The following is a 20235-nucleotide window of genomic DNA, read 5'->3' as shown; positions in this document are numbered from 1 at the left end:
GAGGTTCAGGGACGCGCCCCCGCCTCCGCCCCGGTCCCCGCCGGTGCCTCGCCGAAGCGGGCCAGGGCGAGCGCTCCCGCCACGGCCACGGCGAAACCGGTGACGGCGAGCCAGCCGAGGCCGTCGCGGGTGCGGTCGCCGAGCCAGCCGACGCCGGCCAGGGCGGGGCCGATGGTCTCGCCCAGGACCATCCCGGCGGTCGCGGTGGTCACCGAGCCGCGTTGCAGCGCCGAGGTGAGCAGCAGGAACGCCGCGCCGCCCCCCAGCAGCAGGGCGTAGACCGCCGGATCGGTGACGAGGGCGGCGGGCGACACGTCGTCGATCAGCCGTACGGCGATCTCCACCACACCGAAACCGCACCCCGCGCCCAGCCCCAGCACGAGCGCGCGGACCCGGCCGGGGAGCCGCCCGGCCACCGCGCCGAGGAGCAGGATCCCGGCGGCGGCACCGAGCAGCCAGAACCCCAGACCGTCCGGGCCGGAGCCGTGCCCCTCGGCCCCGGAGGACAGGGCGAGCATCCCCAGCCCCGCGCAGACCACGGCGACGGCCGTCCACTCGGTGCCGCTCAGCCGCGTCCCGAGGAGCCGCGCGGCGACGACGGCGGTGACCGCCAGACTGGCGGCCAGCGCCGCGCCCACCGCGTAGATCGGCAGGGCGCGCAGCGCCACGATCTGGAGGACGAAGCCGAGGCCGTCGAGGCCCAGCCCGGCCACGTACCGCCACTGCCGCACGGCCCGCAGGAGCAGCGCCGGATCGACGCCCGCCCCGGCGTCCGGCGCGGCGGCGGCGCGGGCGGCGACGGCCTGGAGGACGGAGGCCGTGCCGAAGCAGACCGCGGAGCCGAGCGCACAGATCATCCCCAGGAGCACATCGGGACTCTACTGGCGCCCCGGCCGCCGACGGGACCCCGCGCACGGCGGTGGGTCCGGCCGCGTGCGGGGCCGGACCCACGGGTGGGCCGGTGGGCGCGACCGCCGCCGGGCCCGCGCCCCCGTCAGCCGCGCAGTACCGCGCGCAGCTGCTCCAGGCCCCAGTCCAGGTCCTCCTTGGAGATCACCAGCGGCGGGGCGATGCGGATGGTGGAGCCGTGGGTGTCCTTGACCAGGACGCCCCGCTCCATCAGCCGCTCGGAGATCTCCCGGCCGGTGCCGAGCGCCGGATCGATGTCCACACCCGCCCACAGCCCGCGTCCGCGCACCTCGCGCACGGCGCCGGCGCCGACGAGGAGGCCCAGTTCGCGGTGGAGGTGGTCGCCCAGCTCCGCCGCCCGCTCCTGGAACTCGCCGGTGCGCAGCATCGCGATGACCTCCAGGGCGACCGCGCAGGCCAGCGGGTTGCCGCCGAAGGTCGAGCCGTGCTCCCCGGGCCGGAAGACGCCCAGCACCTCCGCCGAGGACACCACGGCCGAGACGGGCACCACGCCGCCGCCGAGCGCCTTGCCGAGGACGTACACGTCGGGCACGACGCCCTCGTGTTCGCAGGCGAAGGTCCGTCCGGTGCGGCCGAGGCCCGACTGGATCTCGTCCGCGACGAAGAGCACCCCGCGCTCCCGGGTCAGCTCCCGGACCCCGGCCAGATAGCCGGGCGGCGGCACCAGCACCCCGGCCTCGCCCTGGATCGGCTCCAGCAGCACCGCCACGGTGTTCTCGGTCATCGCCGCCCGCAGCGCGGTGAGGTCCCCGTACGGCACGATCTCGAAGCCCGGGGTGTACGGGCCGAAGTCGGCACGTGCCTCGTGGTCCGTGGAGAAGCTGACGATCGTGGTGGTCCGGCCGTGGAAGTTGTCGGCGGCGACGATGATCTTCGCCATGCCGTCGGGGACGCCCTTCACCCGGTAGCCCCATTTGCGGGCCGTCTTCACGGCCGTCTCCACGGCCTCCGCCCCGGTGTTCATGGGCAGCACCATCTCCATGCCGCACAGCTCGGCCAGCCCGGCGCAGAAGTCGGCGAACCGGTCGTGCTGGAAGGCGCGCGAGGTGAGCGTGACCCGTTCCAGCTGGGCCCTGGCCGCGTCGATCAGCCGGCGGTTGCCGTGGCCGAAATTGAGCGCCGAGTAGCCGGCGAGCAGATCGAGATAGCGCCGGCCCTCGACATCGGTCATCCAGGCCCCGTCGGCGGTGGCCACGACGACGGGCAGCGGGTGGTAGTTGTGCGCGCTGTGCGCGTCGGCGGAGGCGAGGGCACGTTCGGTGGTCGACACGGGGTCTCCGTTCGTCGTGCGGCGTGAGCCGGGGTTCTGGCCCACTTTGTATCGTCGGTCGGATCCCCCACGGGGAAACCTCCGGTACGCGGCGCGCCCGCGCCGTACCCCGTTCACACAGCCGTACGCCTTTCACACACCGGCGGCCCGAGATCGGTTCCGCACCTGAGACAATGGGTGCCATGGCCTCTGAACGTCCCCGTGTGCTCTCCGGAATCCAGCCCACCGCAGGCTCGTTCCACCTCGGCAACTACCTCGGCGCGGTCCGCCAGTGGGTGGCCCTGCAGGAATCGCACGACGCCTTCTACATGGTCGTCGACCTGCACGCGATCACCGTCCCGCAGGACCCGGCCGAACTGCGTGCGAACACCAGGCTCGCCGTCGCGCAGCTGCTCGCCGCCGGTCTGGACCCGGAGCGCTGCACGCTCTTCGTGCAGAGCCATGTGCCCGAGCACGCCCAGCTCGGCTGGGTGATGAACTGCCTGGCCGGTTTCGGCGAGGCCTCCCGGATGACGCAGTTCAAGGACAAGTCGGCCAAGCAGGGCAGCGACCGCACCACGGTCGGGCTGTTCACCTACCCGCTGCTGATGGTCGCCGACATCCTGCTCTACCAGGCCGACGAGGTCCCGGTGGGCGAGGACCAGCGCCAGCACCTGGAGCTGACCCGCAACCTCGCGGAGCGGTTCAACGGCACCTACGGCGACACGTTCACGATCCCGGACCCGTACATCCTCAAGGAGACGGCGAAGATCTACGACCTCCAGGACCCGTCCTCGAAGATGAGCAAGTCCGCGGCGACGGCCAAGGGTCTGATCAACCTTCTGGACGAGCCGAAGGTGACCGCCAAGAAGGTGAAGAGCGCCGTCACGGACACCGAGGCCGTGATCCGCTTCGACCAGGTGGAGAAGCCCGGCGTCAGCAATCTGCTGTCGATCTACTCGACGCTCACCAACACGTCGGTCGCCGACCTGGAGCAGAAGTACGAGGGCAAGGGCTACGGTGCGCTGAAGACGGACCTCGCCGAGGTCATGGTCGACTTCGTCACACCGTTCCGCACCCGGACCCAGGAATATCTCGACGACACCGAGACGCTGGACTCCATTCTGGCCAAGGGCGCGGAGAAGGCGCGTGCCGTCGCGGCCGAGACCCTGGCGCGGACCTACGAGCGGATGGGCCTTCTGCCCGCCAAGCACTGAGTCCAAGGACCCTGGCGTCCGGGCCTCCGCAGGCGGCACACTGGCGGCGTGAAGTATGCGGCCGTCAGTGGCTGAAAACAGACCATCGAGCATGGAGGAGAACGACGTGGGGACCGTAACGCTCGGCGTTTCGATCGCGGTCCCGGAGCCCTACGGCAGCCTGCTCCAGGAGCGGCGCGCGAGCTTCGGGGACCCTGCCGCACACGGCATTCCCACCCACGTCACCCTGCTGCCGCCGACCGAGGCGGAGGCGGCCGACCTGCCGGCCATCGAGGCGCATCTGTCCTCGGTCGCCACGGCCGGCCGCCCCTTCCCGATGCGGCTCTCCGGCACGGGCACCTTCCGCCCGCTCTCGCCGGTCGTCTTCGTCCAGGTCGTCGAGGGCGCGGCGGCCTGCTCCTGGCTCCAGAAGCGGGTCCGGGACGCCTCCGGGCCGCTGGTGCGCGAGCTCCAGTTCCCGTACCACCCGCACGTCACCGTGGCCCACGCCATCTCCGAGTCCGCGATGGACCGGGCCTACGAGGAGCTGGGCGACTACGAGGCGGCGTGGACCTGCGGTTCCTTCGCGCTCTACGAACAGGGCCCGGACGGCGTCTGGCGCAAGATCCACGAGTTCCCGTTCGGCGCGGGCGGCGGCGCGTCCGCCGTGCCCGCACAGAGCGGCAGCGCGGTGGACGCACCCTCCTTCCATCCCTGAGGGCGGCCCGCCGCCCCGAGGGGCGGCGCCGCCCGTACGTCCCTCAGACCGGCAGCCGGCGGAACAGCGGCCTCGGCACATGCCGCAGCGCCGCCATCACCCCGCGCAGCGCGCCCGGCACCCACACCGTCTCCGCACGCCTGCGCAGCCCCGCCACGATCGCGTCCGCGACCTCGTCGGGCGTCGTCACCAGCGGGGTCCGCAGGAGCGGAACACGTGTCAGTCGCGGCTCCTGCGCGTACCCCCGGCCCTCCGCGCTCCGCACCGGGCCGGGGCGGACGATCATCACCTGCACACCCGTGCCGTACAGGGCGTCCCCGAGGCCCTGGGCGAAGGCGTCCAGCCCCGCCTTGCTGGAGCCGTAGATGAAGTCGGCGCGCCGGGCGCGCTCCCCGGACACCGAGGACAGCACCACCAGCGAGCCGTGCCCCTGCGCCTGGAGCGCGCCCGCGCACACCAGCCCGGCGGAGACCGCCCCCGTGTAGTTCGTCTGCGCCACCCGGACCGCGCCGAGCGGCTCCTCCTCGTCGCGTTCCTGGTCACCGGGGACGCCGAAGGCCAGCAGCACCATGTCGATGTCGCCCTCGGTGAAGATCTTGCCGAGGCCGGTCTCGTGGGACTCGGTGTCCAGGGCGTCGAAGTCGACGGTACGGACATAGGCCCCCCGGCCGCGCAGCTCGGCGGCGGCCGCGTCCAGCTCGGGGGAGGGGCGGCCGGCCAGCCAGACCGTACGGGTGCGGCGGGCGATCAGCCGGCGGGCGGTGGCGAGCCCGATCTCCGACGTGCCGCCGAGGATCAGCAGGGACTGGGGGGCACCGAAGGCGTCCTTCACGAGCACACTCCTTGAGGCGGTGGACGGCGGTTGGCGGCGGATTCGTGGCTGTTCACGGCTGGTCACGACGGGCGGTGAGGGGCGCGGGCCGGTGGCGGGCGGGTCAGAGGCCCAGCCGGCGCGACAGGTCCGACCGGAACGCGCCGTGCGGGTCCAGCTCGGCGCGCAGGGCCCGGAAGGCGTCCAGCCGGGGATACATCGCCGCCGCGGCGGCCGGGCGCATCCGGGAGTCGTCGGTCAGGCAGACCCGCCCGCCGGCCGCCGCCACGTCCTCGTCCAGCCGGTCCAGCAGCCGCGCCAGCCCCGGCAGCCCGGCCGGCAGGTCCAGGGCCAGGCTCCAGCCGGGCCGCGGGAACGACAGCCAGCCGGCGTCGGCCGCGCCGAAGCGCCCCAGCACGGCGGAGTACGCGGGGACGCGCCGCTGGGCGAGACTCCGGACGATCCGGCGCACCGTCTCGGCCCGGTTGTCCCCGACGGTGAACGCGTAGTGCACCAGACCGCCCCGGCCGCCCACCCGGCTGCCGTACGGTCCGGTGTCCTGCGGCGCGAAGAACGCGCCGATCCGGCGGAGTTCGCCGGTGCGGGAGCGCGGGGCGCGCCGGTAGCGCAGCTCGTTGACCGCGGCGGCGGCCAGCCGGCCGGCCGGACCCCCGGGCACCGGCTCTGGGAGGTGCGCGGAGGAGGGACGGAGGGTCTGCGCCGTGCGCCGGGCGTGCGCCGGGAGCGCGGCAAGCACGTCGGGGGAGACGTGCTCCCCCCGGGTCAGAATGCCCCGTCCGGTCGCCCGGCCCCGGGCGGTGAGGTCGACCCAGGCGGAGGCGTAGTGCCGGCGGCGGCCTCCGGTGGCCAGGCGCGTCATCAGATCGTCCAGGTCCAGGGCCCGTTCGGTGTCGACGGCGATCAGCGGGGTGCGGACCGGGCGCAGCCGGAGCGTGGCCGAGAGGATCACCCCGGTCAGCCCCAGACCGCCCGCGGTGGCCTCGAAGAGCGGGGTGCCGGGCAGAACGGTGCGGATCTCGCCGTCCGCCGCGAGGAGCGCGAACTCCGTGACATGGCGCGAGAAGGCGCCCGCCGCGAGGTGGTTGCTCCCGTGGGCGTCGGAGCCGAGGGCCCCGCCCACCGTGACGTACCGCCCGCCCGGCGCCACCGGGGGCAGCCAGCCGAGCGGGAGCAGCACCTCGCGCAGCCGCCGCAGGCTCACCCCGGCGTCGCAGACCACCGTGCCGCGTTCCGCGTCGACGGTGCGGATCCGGTCGAGCCCCGTCATGTCGAGGACCGAGCCCCCGGCGTTCTGCGCCGCGTCCCCGTGGGCCCGGCCCAGGCCGCGGGCGATCGAACCGCGCGGCCCGCAGCCGCGCACGGTCGCCGCCGCCTCCTCGTAACTGCGGGGGCGGAAGCGCAGCGCGGTGGTCGGGGCGGTGCGGCCCCAGCCGGTCAGGGACACGGTGTCGACGGACATGGGGGTGACCGTATCGTCCGAGAAAACACCTTTGAGGGATTTGTTACAACACTCACCGAAATGGGTGATTGAAGGGGTGTCACTCCCTCCCCGCCGCAGCGGACACCCGTTTTCGCCGTCCGGGAGGGTAGTCGTACGTCCATGGACTGGCTGAAGAAACTCCCCGTCATCGGGCCGCTCGTCTCCCGGCTGATGGAGACCCACGCCTGGCGCAGCTACGAGACGCTGGACCGCGTCCACTGGACCCGGCTCGCCGCGGCGATCACGTTCATCAGCTTCCTGGCGCTCTTCCCGCTGATCGCGGTCGGCGCGGCGATCGGCGCGGCCCTGCTCTCCACCGAGCAGCTCCACAAGATCGAGGACAAGATCGCCGAGCAGGTGCCCGGCATCTCCGACCAGCTCGGCATCGGCAATCTGGTGGCCCACGCCGGGACGGTCGGGCTGGTGGCCGGTGCGCTGCTGCTGTTCACGGGCATCGGCTGGATCGGCTCGATGCGGGACTGCCTGCGCGCGGTCTGGGGGAAGGACGACCAGGACCTGGGCAATCCGGTCCTGCGCAAACTCAAGGACGCCGGAGTGCTGTTCGGGCTCGGCGGTGCCGCGCTGCTGACCCTGGCGATCTCCTCGGTGGGCTCGGTGGCCGTCGACCGGGTCGCGGATCTGCTCGGCATCCCGGGGGACGGCGCGGGTGGGGTGTTCCTGCGGATCGCCGCCCTGCTGGTGGCCGCCGTCGCCAACTTCCTGCTGCTGCTCTACCTGCTGACCCTGCTGCCCGGCGTCGAACCGCCGCGCCGGCCGCTCGTCGTGGCCGCCGTGATCGGCGCCGTCGGCTTCGAACTGCTCAAGCTGCTGCTCGGCAGCTATATGAAGGGCGTCGCCTCCAAGAGCATGTACGGCGCCTTCGGCGTGCCGATCGCGCTGCTGCTCTGGATCAACTTCACCGCCAAACTGCTGCTGTTCTGCGCCGCCTGGACGGCGACGCCGAGCCGGTCGGCGGAGCGGGCGGCGGACGCGGAACAGGGCCCCGCGCCCGCCGCCGGCGGCTCCACGCTCAGCGGCGGGGGATCCGGCGCACCAGGTCCGGGAGCGGCCAGCGCCGGTTGACCAGGAACGCCGCCCCGGCCAGCAGCACCAGCACCCCGCCGGTGATGCCGAAGGCGACGCCCATCCCGCTGGAGCCCCCGGAGGCCGCGGCCTTCTTCGCGGTCTGCGGGCCGTTCGCCCGGTCGGCGGCCGGCTTGCCCGCCTCCGCGCCCTTGCCGGTCCCGGTCGCGTCCTCCAGGGACTTCGGCGCGACCAGCTCGCCGACCGGGGTGACCTTGCCGCTCGCGGCGAAGCCCCAGTCCAGCAGCTTGGCGGCCTCCTTGTAGACGGCGTGCGTCTCGTCGGACGAGGGGTTCATGACGGTGACGAGCAGCACCCTGCCGTTGCGCTCGGCGACTCCGGTGAAGGTGTTGCCGGCGTGCGTCGTGTAGCCGTTCTTGACCCCGGCGATGCCCTTGTACGGGGTGACGCCGTCCGCCCCGGTCAGCAGCCGGTTGGTGTTCTGGATGCCGAAGGTCTCGCGCTTCTTGCCCTTCTCCTGCTTGCCCGGGAACTGCGCGGTGGCGGTCGCGCAGTACTCCCGGAAGTCCGCCTTCTGGAGCCCGCTGCGGGCGAACAGCGAGAGGTCGTACGCGCTGGAGACCTGCCGCGGCGCGTCGTACCCGTCGGGCGATACCACCGTGGTGTCCAGCGCCTGGAGCTCCACCGCGTGCGCCTGCATGTCGGCGACGGTCTTGGGCACGCCCCCGTACATCGACGCCAGCACGTGCACCGCGTCGTTGCCCGAGCGCAGGAAGACGCCCAGCCACAGATCGTGCACCGTGTAGCTCAGGTCCTCCTTGACCCCGACCAGGCTGCTGCCCTCACCGAGATCGGCCAGGTCCTCGTCCTTCACCGTGTACGCGAGCGTCTTCGGCTGGAGCGCGGGCGACTCGATCAGCGTGTCGGCGAAGAGCATCTTCAGCGTGGAGGCCGGGGGCAGCCGCCAGTGCGGATTGTGCGCGGCGAGCACCTCGCCGCTCTCCGCGTCCGAGACCATCCAGGACCTGCCGGTCAGCCCCTTGGGCAGCACCGGTGCGCCCGCGCCCAGATTCACCTGGGTTCCGCTCATGCCGAGCTGGGCGCCGCCGATCTTCGACATGACGGCGGGCGGTTTCGGCTCGTTGTCGTCCTCGTCGCCACTGGCCGCCGACGCGGGAGCGGCAAGGAAAGCGGACAGCAAAACGGCAGAGGTGACCGACAACACGGTCTTCTTGAGAGCTGACACGGTCGAAAACGTACATGCAGTTGATCTGAATATGGACCCCGACGCTATGACCCGCCGTGCGCTCCGCCGGGACAGCCCACCCCGGACGAAGCCCCCGCAGGGCGGCGGAGATACTGACTTCATGAAGCTCAGCCGCCCCGTCTCCTGGTTCCTGCTCGCTTTCGGGGTGTGGAGCTGGTTCATCTGGATCACTTTCGTCAAGAACCTCTGGAAGGACGGCAGTGGTCTCGCCTTCGACGACGCGGGTGACCCGACCGCCTACTTCTGGGTGCATCTGCTGCTCGCCATCACGTCCTTTCTCCTGGGGACGGCGGTCGGCGCCATCGGGTTCCGGGGCGTCAGGGCCCTGCGCCGCCCCGCCGAGTAGCGATCCGGTTTCCGGCCGGACCTGACACCGGACGAACAAGCACGAACGAGGCGGGGGACATACGAATGGCGGTCGTCGGACTCGCACTGCTCGCGGTCGTGGTGCTCGCACTGCTGGTGCTGGTCCACCGGTACGTGTGGCGCCGCTTCGTCGGCGACACGACGGCCCCGGGCAGCCCCCTGCGCCGGGCCGGCACCGTCGCGGTGTACGTCCTGCCGCTGCTCAGCGTCGGCGCGCTGGTCTCCGGCCGCGCGGGCGCGCCCTTCTGGCTCCAGCGGGTCCTGGCCTGGCCGGGCTACCTCTGGCTGGCCGCCCTGCTCTATCTGACGCTCGCTCTGCTGGCCGGCGAGGCGGTACGGCCGCTGCTGCGCCGGGCCCTGGAGCGCCGGGCGGGGGCTGCGGCACCGGAGGCCGCGCCCGGCGCCGCGCCCTCCGGCGACGCCGCGTCCCCGGGCTCCTCCGGCTCCTCCGTCGTGACCGAGGCGCCGCCCGCCCCCGCCCCCGCCGTCCCGGCCGGGGCGTCTGCCCTCGCGGCCCCCTCACGGCGGCTCTTCGTCGCGCGGACCGTCGGCGGCGCGGCGGCCGTCGCCGGGCTCGGGACCACCGCCTACGGCACCTACGGGGTGCTGCGCGGCCCCCGGGTCAAGCGCGTCACCGTCCCGCTCGCCCGGCTGCCCCGCTCCGCGCACGGCTTCCGGATCGCCGTCGTCAGCGACATCCACCTGGGCCCGGTCCTGGGCCGGGCCCACACCCGGCGGATCGTCGACACGGTCAACCGGACCCAGCCCGATCTGATCGCGGTCGTCGGGGACCTGGTCGACGGCACGGTCGCCGACCTCGGGCCCGCCGCCGAACCGCTCGCCGGACTGCGCTCCCGGCACGGTGCGTTCTTCGTCACGGGCAACCACGAGTACTACTCGGGCGCCGCCCCCTGGGTCGAGCACGTCAGGGAGCTGGGCCTGCACCCGCTGGAGAACGCCCGGGTGGAGATCGCCGGATTCGATCTCGCCGGCGTCAACGACGTGGCGGGCGAGAGCGAGGGGCAGGGGCCCGACTTCGGGCGGGCCCTCGGCGACCGGGACCGCAGCCGCGCCGCCGTCCTCATGGCCCATCAGCCGGTCGTCATCGACGAGGCCGTCGAGCACGGGGTGGACCTCCAGCTCTCCGGGCACACCCACGGCGGCCAGCTCTGGCCGGGCAACTACATCGCGGAGCTGTCCAATCCCACCGTCGCCGGGCTCGAACGGTACGGCGACACCCAGCTCTACGTGACGCGCGGCGCCGGTGCCTGGGGGCCGCCCGTCCGGGTCGGCGCGCCCTCCGACATCACCGTCGTGGAACTGGCCTCGAAGCAGGCGTGAACCGGGCGCGAACCGGGCGCGGACACCTCGGGAGGCCTCATGGGGTGACCGGGGGTGAACCCTCTGTATTCGACCTTACGGTGCAAGGTTTCAAGTAAAGAACAAAAGGCTATGAGCCTCAGATTTCCTCTTCCTGATGTGAAAAGCGTGTGATTGGCTGAGTGCGAACTTGTGCGGTGACCTGCGCCTCTGATGCGCGTCGCCGAGGTGGGGCTGGTAAGGGAGAGCACGTCAATGCGGTCGGTCCGGCTACGGATTCTCGCGATTCTCGCGGTATTGCTCATCGCAGGCGTAGGCGCCTGGCAGCTGCTTCCCTCCGATGAGGCGAACACCGATCCCGTGACGGTCGGCACGACCGACGAGGTCACCTCGCTCGACCCGGCCGGAGCGTACGACGCGGGTTCCTGGGCGATGTACAGCAACGTCTACCAGTCGCTCATGACGTTCAAGTCCGGGGCGATCGTGCCCGAGCCGGACGCGGCCGAGGAATGCCACTTCGTCGGTGCGAAGCTGCAGACCTACCAGTGCACGCTCCGGGACGACGTCACCTTCTCCGACGGCAAGAAGATCACCGCCGAGGACGTCAAGTACTCCTTCGACCGGATGATGGCGATCAAGGTCGACGTCGGTCCCTCGGTGCTCTTCCCGAGTCTGAAGAACGTGGTGGCCAAGGGCCTCACCGTCACCTTCAACCTCTCCGCCCGCGACGCCACCTTCCCGCAGAAGCTCGCCACCGGCGCGGGCTCCATCGTGGAGAAGGAGGCCTACTCGGAGCACAAGCTGCGCGGCGACAACAAGGTCACGGGCTCCGGGCCGTACGTGCTGAAGTCGTACGAACCGGGCGTCTCCGCCCAGCTGGTGCCCAACTCGCGGTACAAGGGCGCGCTGAAGAGCACCGGCGGCCCGGTCACCGTGCGCTACTACAAGCAGTCGGAAGACCTCCTGGCGGCCTGGAACTCCGGCAAGGTCGACGTGACGCACCGCCAGCTCCCGCCGTCCACGCTCGCCGAGCTGGACACGGGCGACGTCGACCAGCGCGTGACCGAGGCCGACAGTGCCGAGATCCGCAACCTGGTCTTCAACGTCCGCAAGGGCTCCCCGCTCGCCGACAAGAAGGTCCGGCAGGCCATCGCGTCGATCATCGACCGCGCCCCGCTGGTGACCGACATCTACAAGGGCACCGTCGAACCGCTGTACTCGCTGATCCCGCAGGGCTACATCGGGCACAGCACCCCGTTCTTCGACGCCTACCCCTCGCCCAACCCGAAGCGGGCCCGCGAACTGATGCAGGAGGCGGGCGTCCAGCTGCCGGTCCACATCACCTTCGCCTACCGCGCCTCGGACGACTCGTACAAGAAGGAGACGGCGGAGATCCGCCGCCAGCTGGAGGCGGACGGGCTGTTCAAGGTCTCGGTGAAGGAGGTCGAGTGGCAGGCCTTCCAGAAGGGGTACGCGAACGGCGCGTACGACGCGTACACCGTCGGCTGGCTCCCCGACTACCCGGACCCCGACACCTTCAGCCAGCCGCTCGTCGGCCGTGACAACAGCCTCCACAACGGCTACACCAGCACCAAGATGGACCAGCTGATCGCCGCCACGCTCCAGTACAGCGACCGCAGCCGGACCTCCGCCGACTTCAAGTCGCTGCAGAAGCTCGTCGGCGAGGATGTGCCGCTGGTGCCGCTGTGGCAGAAGAAGGACTACGTCGTCGCCAAGCCGGACATCTCCGGATCGCAGTACCTCACCGACGGCACCGGCATCTGGCGCCTGTGGGAGCTGGGCCGGATCTGATCCGCCCCCGTACGCACACGACAGCGGCCGCCCCGGTCTCCCGGGGCGGCCGCTTCGCCGTTCCCGCCCGCGCTACCGCGCCGCCGCCCCGGGCAGGAACTCCTCCAGCACGTCGTGGATCTGGCGGACCAGTGGACGCAGCACCCGGAAACGGGACAGCGCGATGGCACGGGCGGCGATCGGCGCGGTCCGCTCGACCAGACGGCGGCTGCGCTCGGCGCCCTCCGTGCGGTCGTACACCCAGAACAGCACCAGACCCATCTGCATCAGCCACATCAGCCGCGGCAGTACCTCGGCGAGCTGGGGGTCGGTCCGGGTCGAGGAGCCGGACAGACAGCGCTCCTGGATGGCGACCGCCGCCTCACGGGCCGGGAGCGAATCGGGGGAGAAGGGGCTGAGCGGGCTCTCCGGGTCGGCGGCGTTCTTGAAGAACTGGGCGGCGAAGCGGTGGTACTGCCCGGCCACGTCCAGCCAGCACAGCAGGACCCCGCGGATGCGCACCGCGAGGTCCCGGTCGCCGTCCAGGACCGGACCGACCGCCTCCGCGTGCTCGGCGGCCAGCCGGTCGTAGAAGCCCTGGACGAGGTGCTCCTTGGAGGCGAAGTAGTAGTACGCGTTCCCCACGGAGACGCCGGCCTCCTGCGCGATGGCCCGCATCGTCGTCTTGTCGTAGCCGCGCTCCTGGAAGAGCCGGAGCGCGGTTTCGAGGATGAGCGTGCGGGTCTGTTCGCTCTTGGGAGCCTTGGCTTCCCCGGCGTGCTTCACGTGCTTCACCACGGACCCGAGGGTATCGGTGCCGCCCGCCCCCGTCCGCCGTCCCTACGACTCCGCGACCGGCTCCCGCAGCCCGGGACCCGGTTCCGCGGCCGTTCGCGCCGGGTCCGTGAAGCGACGCACCCCCGGCACCGCCGCGGTGCCCACACAGGCCGCGCCGACCGTCAGACCGGCCACCAGCAGCGGGGCCTCCACGCCCCACCGGGAGGCGGCGAGCGGGGCCAGGGCGTAGCCGAGCGGGGTCGCGCCCAGCGAGAGCAGCCAGTCGTACGAGGTGACGCGGGCCAGTGTGTGGGCGGGGACGGCCGACTGGACGGCGGTCTCCCAGACCGGGTTGAGGAAGCCGAGCCCGGCCATGGCCACGCCGTAGGCGGTGATGCTCATGGCGACGGGCGCGTGCGCGGCCAGCAGACAGAGCGGCAGGACGTACAGCGCGCCGCAGAGATTGGCGCAGAGCACCGGACGGCGGGGCCGGGCCCGGCCGGCCGCCAGCGAGCCCAGCAGCAGTCCGACGGCCCCGGCCTGGAGGAAGACCACCCAGACGCCCTTGCCGCCCGGGTCCGCGAGGAAGAGGGCCGGACCGACCGTCATCAGGACGGCCGCCCCGCCGTTCCAGAGGGCGTGGGCGATCAGGCTCGTCCAGTACCAGTCGCGGCCCCGGACCTCGTCCCAGCCCTCCTTCAGATCGGCGGCCAGCGAGCGGCGCGCGATCGGCACGTGCCGGACCTCGATCGCGGCCAGCAGCGCCGCGCTCACCGCGAAGCTCACCCCGTCCAGCACGAAGGCCCAGCCGGGACCGGCGGTGAGGACCAGCGCCCCGGCGACGGCCGGCCCGCCGAGCCGGGTGGTGCTCGCGGCCACCGCCATCAGGGAGTTGGCGCGCAGCAGTCCGGATCCGGCGACGGTGCCCCGGACCAGCGGGGAGACGGTCGGCATGGCGAAGGCCCCGGCGGCGCCGCCGATCGCCTCGGCCACCGCGATCTGCCAGAGGGCCGGCGTGCCCGAGAGCAGTTCGGCGCCGACGAAGAGCTGGCTGACGCACCGTACGGCGTCGGTGGTCAGCGCGACCGTACGGGCGTTGAAGCGGTCGCCCACCACACCGCCCAGCGGCAGCAGGAGCAGTTTGGGGACCATGGCGCAGGCGAGCACCAGGGCGAGGGCGCCGGTCGAGCCGGTGGCCAGGTAGACGGCGAGGGTGAGCGCGGCGGGGATGGCCGCGTCACCGAGCAGCGAGAGGCTCCGGCCGATGAAGAGCAACCGGAAGGATCGGATCCGTAAGGGATGGGGCGAGACGGCGGGCTTCGGAGCGGCGGGCTGAGGCATGCGGGGCAATCTATTTCGCCAGCAAACTGTTCGTCAACGAAATATTAGGTACCGAAGGAATGTTGACGGTCCGGCGTAGGGTGGGGGCATGGAGCAACGCGACTGGACCGACGGCCATGTCGAGCGGTGGAAGCCGGTCCTCCCCGAACTCGACCCGGACATCGAGGGCGCCGTCACCCGGATGAAGAAGCTCTCCGTCCATCTGCGCCGGGTGCGCGAGCAGTCGCTGGTCGACTTCGACCTGGACCGCCAGGAGTTCGACACCCTGCACAAGCTCGCCGGACGCGGCGGCAAGGGCGCCCCCTCCGAACTGGCCGCCGACCTCGACCTCGCCCCCGCCTCCGTCACCGGCCGGCTGGACGCCCTGGAGCGCCGCGGCTTCGTCCGCCGCACCCCCTCCACCACCGACCGGCGCCGCGTCGACGTGGAGCTGACCGACGAGGGCCGCGCCACCTGGGTCGGCGCGATGGAGGTCCTCGGCAACGAGGAGGAACGCCTGCTGGGCGTCCTGTCCGCCGAGGAGCGCACCCTGCTCAACGACATGCTGCGGCGCGTCATGGTCCTCGCCGAGTCCCGGGGCGAAGCCGACTGGTGACGGCGCGCGCCGGTCCGGGAGCGGGCGGCCCGGAGCCGCGCCGGTCCGTGGTGCGGCCGGCGGTCAGTCCGTGCGGCGGCCCGGCCCCGGAAGACCCCGGCCGGACGCCAGCTCGGCGCGCAGCTCGTCCGGGGAGAGCGCCAGCAGCGCCCCGGCCGCCCTGTTCCAGCCCTCGGCCGCCCGCTCCACCCCGTCCCGGAAACCGCGCCGCAGCGCCCGCCCCGCCAGCAGCAGCGCCACCGCGGCCACCGGCCGCAACAGCCACCGCCCCCGCACGCTCGCCGCGACCTCCACCGTCCAGCAGCCCTCCCCCGACCGCCGGGGCCGCAGATACAGCCGCGCCTCACCCAGCCGGTGCCGCACCCTGCCGGCGGCCGGTGCCCTCGCCACCGCCGGTGCCCCCGGAGGAAGTTCCGCCGCCGCCCACCACGCCGCCAGATCGACCCGCGCCCGCCCGGTCCCGCGTTGCAGCGCCCCGGAGCCCTCCGCGCCCCGCATCCGGCCCTCGGCCTCCAGCAGCCGGGGCCGCTCCGGTGTCGTCAGCCGCACCGTCAGCCGCGCGGAGAGGTCCGGCGCGCTCATCAGCTGTTCCACCGCGACCGGGCCGCCCCGCCGCCATTCCCGTATCCGCAGCACGATCCGTTCCCGGACGTCCGGCTCCACCACCTCGTAGCGGGCCCCGGGACGCAGATGGCGGCCCCCGGTCAGCCGCAGGTCCGGCACCGGCTGCCCGTCGGGCATCAGCACCGTGCCGCCGCGCGTCCGGGTGGACTCGGCGATCTCCAGCAGGAGCGAGGTCAGCTCCCGCAGCCGGTCCGGCCCCACCGCCACGACCTCGACGGAATGCCTGAGTACGGCCATGCGCCCCGCCCCTCCCGAGGATCCGGCCCCCGGCACCCGCCGCGCCGTGGAGTCGCGTCCGACCGTACGCCAAACGGCCCCGCCCTCCGCGGACGTGCTGCGGAGGGCGGGGCCGTACGGAAGCGGGGGATCAGAAGCGACGCGTGATCAGCGCGCGCTTGACCTCCTGGATCGCCTTGGTGACCTCGATGCCACGGGGGCAGGCGTCCGTGCAGTTGAAGGTGGTGCGGCAGCGCCACACCCCGTCACGGTCGTTGAGGATCTCCAGGCGCTGCTCGCCGCCCTCGTCGCGCGAGTCGAAGATGAAGCGGTGCGCGTTGACGATCGCCGCCGGGCCGAAGTACTGGCCGTCGTTCCAGAACACCGGGCACGAGGACGTGCACGCGGCGCACAGGATGCACTTGGTGGTGTCGTCGAAGCGCTCGCGGTCCTCGGGGGACTGCAGACGCTCGCGGGTCGGCTCGTTCCCCTTGGTGATGAGGAAGGGCATGACGTCGCGGTAGGCCTGGAAGAACGGGTCCATGTCGACCACGAGGTCCTTCAGGACCGTGAGGCCCTTGATGGCCTCGATCGTGATCGGCTTCTCCGGGTTCAGGTCCTTGATCAGCGTCTTGCAGGCGAGCCTGTTCTTGCCGTTGATCCGCATGGCGTCCGAACCGCAGATGCCGTGCGCGCAGGAGCGGCGGAACGTGAGCGTCCCGTCCTGGTTCCACTTGATCTTGTGAAGGGCGTCGAGGACACGCTCCTTCGGGTCGATCTCGATCTGGAAGTCCTGCCACTGGGCCTCGTCGGAGACCTCCGGGTTGAACCGCCGGATGCGGAACGTCGCCGTGATGTACGGCGAGTCGGCGAAGCCTGCCTCGGGCTCGGGAGCCTTGTCGGCCTTGTCCAGGGTGGGTGTAGCCATCAGTACTTACGCTCCATCGGCTGGTAGCGGGTCTGGACGACCGGCTTGTAGTCCAGCCGGATCGACTCGGTGCCGTCGTCGGCGACCTCGCGGTACGCCATGGTGTGGCGCATGAAGTTGACGTCGTCGCGGTTGGGGTAGTCCTCGCGGTAGTGACCGCCGCGCGACTCCTTGCGGGCGAGCGCCGACGTCGCCATGACCTCGGCGAGGTCGAGCAGGTTGCCCAGCTCGATGGCCTCCAGCAGGTCCGTGTTGAACCGCTTGCCCTTGTCCTGGATCGACACGTTCAGGTAGCGCTTGCGCAGCTCCGCGATCGTGTCGACCGCGGTCTTGATCGTCTGCTCGGTGCGGAACACCATCACGTTGGCGTCCATGCACTCCTGGAGCTCCTGGCGGATCGTCGCGACCCGCTCGGTGCCCGTGGAGTTGCGCAGCCGCTCGACCTGGTCGACGACCGTCTGCGCCGGGTCCTCGGGCAGCGCGACGAAGTCGTGCGTCGAGGCGTACTCGGCGGCGGCGATGCCCGACCGGCGTCCGAAGACGTTGATGTCGAGCAGCGAGTTCGTCCCCAGGCGGTTGGCACCGTGCACGGAGACACAGGCGACCTCGCCGGCGGCGTACAGGCCCGGGACGACGGTGGTGTTGTCGGCCAGCACCTCGCCCTCGACGTTGGTCGGGATGCCGCCCATGGCGTAGTGCGCGGTCGGCTGGATCGGGATCGGGTCCGTGTAGGGCTCGATGCCGAGGTACGTACGCGCGAACTCGGTGATGTCCGGGAGCTTGGCGTCCAGCTGCTCCGGCGGCAGGTGCGTCAGGTCCAGGTAGACGTGGTCGCCCTCGGGACCGCAGCCGCGGCCCTCGCGGATCTCCGTGTAGATGGAGCGCGAGACGACGTCGCGCGAGGCGAGGTCCTTCATGACGGGCGCGTACTTCTCCATGAAGCGCTCGCCGTCCTTGTTGCGGAGGATGCCGCCCTCACCGCGGGCGCCCTCCGTCAGCAGGATGCCCATGCGCCAGATGCCCGTCGGGTGGAACTGGAAGAACTCCATGTCCTCCAGCGGCAGGCCCCGGCGGTAGCAGGCGGCCTGGCCGTCACCGGTCAGGGTGTGCGCGTTCGACGTCACCTTGAAGAACTTGCCGGTGCCGCCCGAGGCGTAGATGACCGACTTCGCCTGGAAGACGTGGATCTCGCCGGTGGCCAGCTCGTAGGCGACGACGCCGGCGGACTTCTTGACGCCGTCCTCCTCGACGACCAGCTGGTCCAGGACGTAGAACTCGTTGAAGAACTCCACGCCCTCCTTGACGCAGTTCTGGTAGAGCGTCTGGAGGATCATGTGGCCGGTGCGGTCGCCCGAGTAGCAGGCGCGGCGGACCGGGGCCTCGCCGTGGTTGCGGGAGTGACCGCCGAACCGGCGCTGGTCGATCTTGCCCTGGGGCGTGCGGCCGAACGGCAGGCCCATCTTCTCCAGGTCGAGAACGGCGTCGATGGCCTCCTTCGCCAGGATCTCGGCGGCGTCCTGGTCGACCAGGTAGTCACCGCCCTTGATCGTGTCGAAGGTGTGCCACTCCCAGTTGTCCTCCTCCACGTTGGCCAGCGCGGCGGCCATGCCGCCCTGCGCGGCGCCCGTGTGGGAGCGGGTGGGGTAGAGCTTGGTCAGCACGGCGGTGCGGCTGCGCTTGGTCGACTCGATGGCCGCGCGCATGCCGGCGCCGCCGGCGCCGACGATGACGGTGTCGTACTTGTGGATCTGCATGGTTTACCTCTGGTCTTCGGGCCCGGCGCCTAGCGGATGTTCGGGTCGAAGGTGAAGATCACCAGCGTGCCCAGCAGGACGGTGAACACCGTGGCGGTGTACAGGAGCATCTTCAGCCAGAAGCGGGTGTTGTCCCGTTCGGCGTAGTCGTTGATGACCGTACGGAGACCGTTGGCGCCGTGCAGCATGGCGAGCCACAGCATGGCGAGGTCCCAGACCTGCCAGAACGGCGAGGCCCAGCGGCCGGCGACGAAGGCGAAGCCGATCTTGGAGACACCGCCGTCCAGCACCAGCTGGATCAGCAGGTGGCCGAGGACCAGGACCACCAGCACGATGCCCGACAGGCGCATGAAGAGCCAGGCGTACATCTCGAAGTTGGTGCGCGAGCCCTTGGGCGTCTTGCCGGTCCGCTTGCGCGGCGGCTCGATGACGGGTGCCGGGTTGTCGACGTCGTACAGGGAGACGCCTTCGACAGCGCCGATCGCGGAAGTCTCGGTGGACATGGGCCTCAGCTCCCGAAGATTTCACGGACGGCGTGGCCGAGCACCGGGTACAGCGCCCCGAGCATCAGCACGATCCAGATGCCCAGCACGGTCCAGAGCATCTGCTTCTGAACGCGCGGGCCCTTGGCCCAGAAGTCCACGGCGACGATGCGCAGACCGTTCAGCGCGTGGAAGAGAATCGCGGCCACCAGGCCGTATTCCAGCAGCGCGACGATCGGCGTCTTGTACGTGGACACGACGTCGTCGTACGCCTCGGGGGAGACGCGGACAAGGGCGGTGTCCAGGACATGAACGAACAGGAAGAAGAAAATGAGGACACCGGTGACTCGATGAGCCACCCAGGACCACATGCCTTCCCGGCCGCGGTACAGCGTTCCAGCCGGCACGGAAGAACCCTCCGGGAGCGGGGATTGGGGTCGGCCGGCTTGACTGTCGGTCTGACCCGGCCGGGTACGGTCCACCGGCCCCGGCCATCGTAGCGACGGTTTGTCGGTTCGCTCGCGCGGGGGCCTCTGGTGTGATCAAAGTGGCAACGAAACAGGCACGGACGGGCTATGGACAGGCCGCGAAAGCCCTTTCCGCCCCCTCGGGAACGGGCGGGCCGCCGCGGTCGGGACCGCGACCGGTCCGTTACTGACTCGATACCAGCTCGATGATGCGGCCCCGGGCGAGCCGCCGCATCTCGTCGGCCGTCACCACCCGCTCGTGCTCGGGATCGTGCGCGAGCCGCGCCCGGATGCCGGCCAGCACCTGGTCGGGGTGCTCGGCGGGCAGGAACGCGTCCAGGCAGATCACGAAGACATGCCCGAACCGGCTCTCGTACGCCGCGTGCGCGGCGGCCAGCGCCAGATGGGCGGAGGGCGGCGCGTCCGGACGCAGCCCCGGCGACTCCTCCGCCGCGAGCGCCTCGGCCCGGTCCGCGGGGGAGAGGTCGTACCCCGCCTCGTCGGCGGCGGCGAGCAGCGCGTCCAGATCCGGATAGGGGCGGTGGTCGGCCAGCCGCTGCGCCCAGCGGCGGCTGCCGTAACAGTCCAGCAGCGCGGCCTCGGCCTCGGCGGCGGGCACGGCGTTGAACCGCCGCAGCCCGGCGGCCGGCACGGGACCGCAGTTCTGCACGGGGACGGCGGTGTGCGGGGCGGGCGGGGGCGGCTGCGCGGGGAGGCCGGCGTGGGACTCGCTGGACCTGGACAGCGTGAACTCCTGGAATGAACGCATCGGTGCGCCTGGAGTGGGGAGGGACCGGAGGGGCCAGACGGATGCAGGGTGAGGGAAGTACAAGGAGTGGTGAATGTGCCTCAAAGCTA

Annotated in this window: 20 protein-coding genes; 7 read left to right on the top strand and 13 right to left on the bottom strand. The window is 71.8% G+C overall.

Annotation, left to right across the window (positions count from 1 at the left end; all coding sequences use genetic code 11):
* Window positions 1-5: 5 nt before the first annotated feature.
* Window positions 6-857 (bottom strand): hypothetical protein, encoded by an 852-nt coding sequence (locus ACFVDM_RS17125; protein WP_383640135.1) that lies wholly within the window; start codon window positions 855-857, stop codon window positions 6-8.
* A gap of 137 nt (window positions 858-994) precedes the next feature.
* A complete protein-coding gene (gene rocD, locus ACFVDM_RS17120) occupies window positions 995-2200 on the bottom strand; it encodes an ornithine--oxo-acid transaminase (RefSeq protein WP_383639732.1) in 1206 nt (401 codons plus the stop codon).
* 182 nt (window positions 2201-2382) lie between these two features.
* Here rocD and trpS point away from each other — a divergent pair, with 182 nt between their 5' ends.
* Together trpS and ACFVDM_RS17110 are read left to right on the top strand one after the other, a co-directional pair.
* A complete protein-coding gene (trpS, locus tag ACFVDM_RS17115) occupies window positions 2383-3396 on the top strand; it encodes a tryptophan--tRNA ligase (protein ID WP_383639728.1) in 1014 nt (337 codons plus the stop codon).
* 106 nt (window positions 3397-3502) lie between these two features.
* Window positions 3503-4093: a 2'-5' RNA ligase family protein gene (locus ACFVDM_RS17110; RefSeq protein ID WP_383639725.1), complete on the top strand. Its 591-nt coding sequence runs from the start codon at window positions 3503-3505 to the stop codon at window positions 4091-4093.
* A 43-nt stretch (window positions 4094-4136) separates the two neighbouring features.
* On the opposite strand, the gene ACFVDM_RS17105 is transcribed toward ACFVDM_RS17110, so the two are convergent.
* Both ACFVDM_RS17105 and ACFVDM_RS17100 read right to left on the bottom strand, forming a co-directional pair.
* Window positions 4137-4925, bottom strand: a complete 789-nt coding sequence (locus tag ACFVDM_RS17105) for a decaprenylphospho-beta-D-erythro-pentofuranosid-2-ulose 2-reductase (protein ID WP_383639722.1) — start codon at window positions 4923-4925, stop codon at window positions 4137-4139.
* A gap of 103 nt (window positions 4926-5028) precedes the next feature.
* A complete protein-coding gene (locus ACFVDM_RS17100) occupies window positions 5029-6384 on the bottom strand; it encodes an FAD-binding oxidoreductase (protein WP_383639719.1) in 1356 nt (451 codons plus the stop codon).
* 141 nt (window positions 6385-6525) lie between these two features.
* Between ACFVDM_RS17100 and ACFVDM_RS17095 the strand changes: the two genes are divergently transcribed.
* Window positions 6526-7488, top strand: a complete 963-nt coding sequence (locus ACFVDM_RS17095) for a YihY/virulence factor BrkB family protein (protein ID WP_383639715.1) — start codon at window positions 6526-6528, stop codon at window positions 7486-7488.
* Here ACFVDM_RS17095 and ACFVDM_RS17090 read toward each other — a convergent pair.
* Window positions 7436-8695 (bottom strand): D-alanyl-D-alanine carboxypeptidase family protein, encoded by a 1260-nt coding sequence (locus ACFVDM_RS17090; RefSeq protein WP_383639712.1) that lies wholly within the window; start codon window positions 8693-8695, stop codon window positions 7436-7438. The genes ACFVDM_RS17095 and ACFVDM_RS17090 overlap by 53 nt on opposite strands.
* A 121-nt stretch (window positions 8696-8816) precedes the next feature.
* Between ACFVDM_RS17090 and ACFVDM_RS17085 the strand changes: the two genes are divergently transcribed.
* From ACFVDM_RS17085 to ACFVDM_RS17075, 3 genes are all read left to right on the top strand, one after another.
* Complete coding sequence (locus tag ACFVDM_RS17085; protein ID WP_383639709.1) at window positions 8817-9062, top strand: SCO4848 family membrane protein; 246 nt, start codon at window positions 8817-8819, stop codon at window positions 9060-9062.
* A gap of 65 nt (window positions 9063-9127) precedes the next feature.
* Entirely contained in the window at window positions 9128-10423 is a 1296-nt protein-coding gene (locus tag ACFVDM_RS17080) for a metallophosphoesterase (protein WP_383639706.1), read from the top strand.
* Window positions 10424-10657: 234 nt separating this feature from the next.
* Entirely contained in the window at window positions 10658-12214 is a 1557-nt protein-coding gene (locus tag ACFVDM_RS17075; protein WP_383639703.1) for an ABC transporter substrate-binding protein, read from the top strand.
* Window positions 12215-12286: 72 nt separating this feature from the next.
* Here the strand turns inward: ACFVDM_RS17075 and ACFVDM_RS17070 are convergent, their stop codons facing one another.
* Together ACFVDM_RS17070 and ACFVDM_RS17065 are read right to left on the bottom strand one after the other, a co-directional pair.
* Window positions 12287-12991, bottom strand: coding sequence for a TetR/AcrR family transcriptional regulator (locus ACFVDM_RS17070; RefSeq protein WP_383639700.1), 705 nt, complete (start codon window positions 12989-12991; stop codon window positions 12287-12289).
* A 42-nt stretch (window positions 12992-13033) separates the two neighbouring features.
* Window positions 13034-14311 (bottom strand): MFS transporter, encoded by a 1278-nt coding sequence (locus tag ACFVDM_RS17065; RefSeq protein ID WP_383639697.1) that lies wholly within the window; start codon window positions 14309-14311, stop codon window positions 13034-13036.
* An 88-nt stretch (window positions 14312-14399) separates the two neighbouring features.
* Here ACFVDM_RS17065 and ACFVDM_RS17060 point away from each other — a divergent pair, with 88 nt between their 5' ends.
* The gene (locus tag ACFVDM_RS17060) at window positions 14400-14906 is read left to right on the top strand and encodes a MarR family winged helix-turn-helix transcriptional regulator (RefSeq protein ID WP_383639694.1); all 507 of its coding nucleotides are present in this window, start codon (window positions 14400-14402) and stop codon (window positions 14904-14906) included.
* Between the two features lie 63 nt (window positions 14907-14969).
* Here the strand turns inward: ACFVDM_RS17060 and ACFVDM_RS17055 are convergent, their stop codons facing one another.
* From ACFVDM_RS17055 to ACFVDM_RS17030, 6 genes are all read right to left on the bottom strand, one after another.
* The gene (locus ACFVDM_RS17055) at window positions 14970-15767 is read right to left on the bottom strand and encodes a hypothetical protein (RefSeq protein ID WP_383639691.1); all 798 of its coding nucleotides are present in this window, start codon (window positions 15765-15767) and stop codon (window positions 14970-14972) included.
* Window positions 15768-15897: 130 nt separating this feature from the next.
* Window positions 15898-16674 (bottom strand): succinate dehydrogenase iron-sulfur subunit, encoded by a 777-nt coding sequence (locus ACFVDM_RS17050; protein ID WP_383639688.1) that lies wholly within the window; start codon window positions 16672-16674, stop codon window positions 15898-15900.
* Window positions 16674-18428 carry a succinate dehydrogenase flavoprotein subunit gene (sdhA, locus tag ACFVDM_RS17045; protein WP_383639685.1) on the bottom strand — a complete coding sequence of 585 codons (1755 nt, stop codon included), beginning with the start codon at window positions 18426-18428 and terminating at the stop codon, window positions 16674-16676. The genes ACFVDM_RS17050 and sdhA overlap by 1 nt, the downstream gene beginning before the upstream one ends.
* A 29-nt stretch (window positions 18429-18457) precedes the next feature.
* Entirely contained in the window at window positions 18458-18931 is a 474-nt protein-coding gene (locus tag ACFVDM_RS17040) for a succinate dehydrogenase hydrophobic membrane anchor subunit (RefSeq protein WP_018101094.1), read from the bottom strand.
* Between the two features lie 5 nt (window positions 18932-18936).
* Window positions 18937-19317, bottom strand: coding sequence for a succinate dehydrogenase, cytochrome b556 subunit (sdhC, locus tag ACFVDM_RS17035; protein ID WP_383639682.1), 381 nt, complete (start codon window positions 19315-19317; stop codon window positions 18937-18939).
* A 244-nt stretch (window positions 19318-19561) separates the two neighbouring features.
* Entirely contained in the window at window positions 19562-20146 is a 585-nt protein-coding gene (locus tag ACFVDM_RS17030) for a 2-oxo-4-hydroxy-4-carboxy-5-ureidoimidazoline decarboxylase (protein WP_383639679.1), read from the bottom strand.
* Window positions 20147-20235 lie beyond the last annotated feature (89 nt).

This window comes from Streptomyces sp. NPDC057682 (assembly GCF_042799575.1).
Taxonomy (GTDB): domain Bacteria; phylum Actinomycetota; class Actinomycetes; order Streptomycetales; family Streptomycetaceae; genus Streptomyces.
The sequence above is the reverse complement of the archived record's forward strand: the minus strand, read 5'-3'. Positions and strand labels throughout refer to the sequence as shown.

Coding starts and splice junctions, on each gene's coding strand:
- ACFVDM_RS17055 (WP_383639691.1), bottom strand. CDS start 15,767: ATGGCCGTACTCAGGCATTCCGTCGAGGTCGTGGCGGTGGGGCCGGAC.
- ACFVDM_RS17125 (WP_383640135.1), bottom strand. CDS start 857: ATGATCTGTGCGCTCGGCTCCGCGGTCTGCTTCGGCACGGCCTCCGTC.
- ACFVDM_RS17050 (WP_383639688.1), bottom strand. CDS start 16,674: ATGGCTACACCCACCCTGGACAAGGCCGACAAGGCTCCCGAGCCCGAG.
- sdhA (WP_383639685.1), bottom strand. CDS start 18,428: ATGCAGATCCACAAGTACGACACCGTCATCGTCGGCGCCGGCGGCGCC.
- ACFVDM_RS17095 (WP_383639715.1), top strand. CDS start 6,526: ATGGACTGGCTGAAGAAACTCCCCGTCATCGGGCCGCTCGTCTCCCGG.
- ACFVDM_RS17060 (WP_383639694.1), top strand. CDS start 14,400: ATGGAGCAACGCGACTGGACCGACGGCCATGTCGAGCGGTGGAAGCCG.
- ACFVDM_RS17085 (WP_383639709.1), top strand. CDS start 8,817: ATGAAGCTCAGCCGCCCCGTCTCCTGGTTCCTGCTCGCTTTCGGGGTG.
- trpS (WP_383639728.1), top strand. CDS start 2,383: ATGGCCTCTGAACGTCCCCGTGTGCTCTCCGGAATCCAGCCCACCGCA.
- ACFVDM_RS17065 (WP_383639697.1), bottom strand. CDS start 14,311: ATGCCTCAGCCCGCCGCTCCGAAGCCCGCCGTCTCGCCCCATCCCTTA.
- ACFVDM_RS17040 (WP_018101094.1), bottom strand. CDS start 18,931: ATGTCCACCGAGACTTCCGCGATCGGCGCTGTCGAAGGCGTCTCCCTG.
- ACFVDM_RS17100 (WP_383639719.1), bottom strand. CDS start 6,384: ATGTCCGTCGACACCGTGTCCCTGACCGGCTGGGGCCGCACCGCCCCG.
- ACFVDM_RS17030 (WP_383639679.1), bottom strand. CDS start 20,146: ATGCGTTCATTCCAGGAGTTCACGCTGTCCAGGTCCAGCGAGTCCCAC.
- ACFVDM_RS17080 (WP_383639706.1), top strand. CDS start 9,128: ATGGCGGTCGTCGGACTCGCACTGCTCGCGGTCGTGGTGCTCGCACTG.
- ACFVDM_RS17075 (WP_383639703.1), top strand. CDS start 10,658: ATGCGGTCGGTCCGGCTACGGATTCTCGCGATTCTCGCGGTATTGCTC.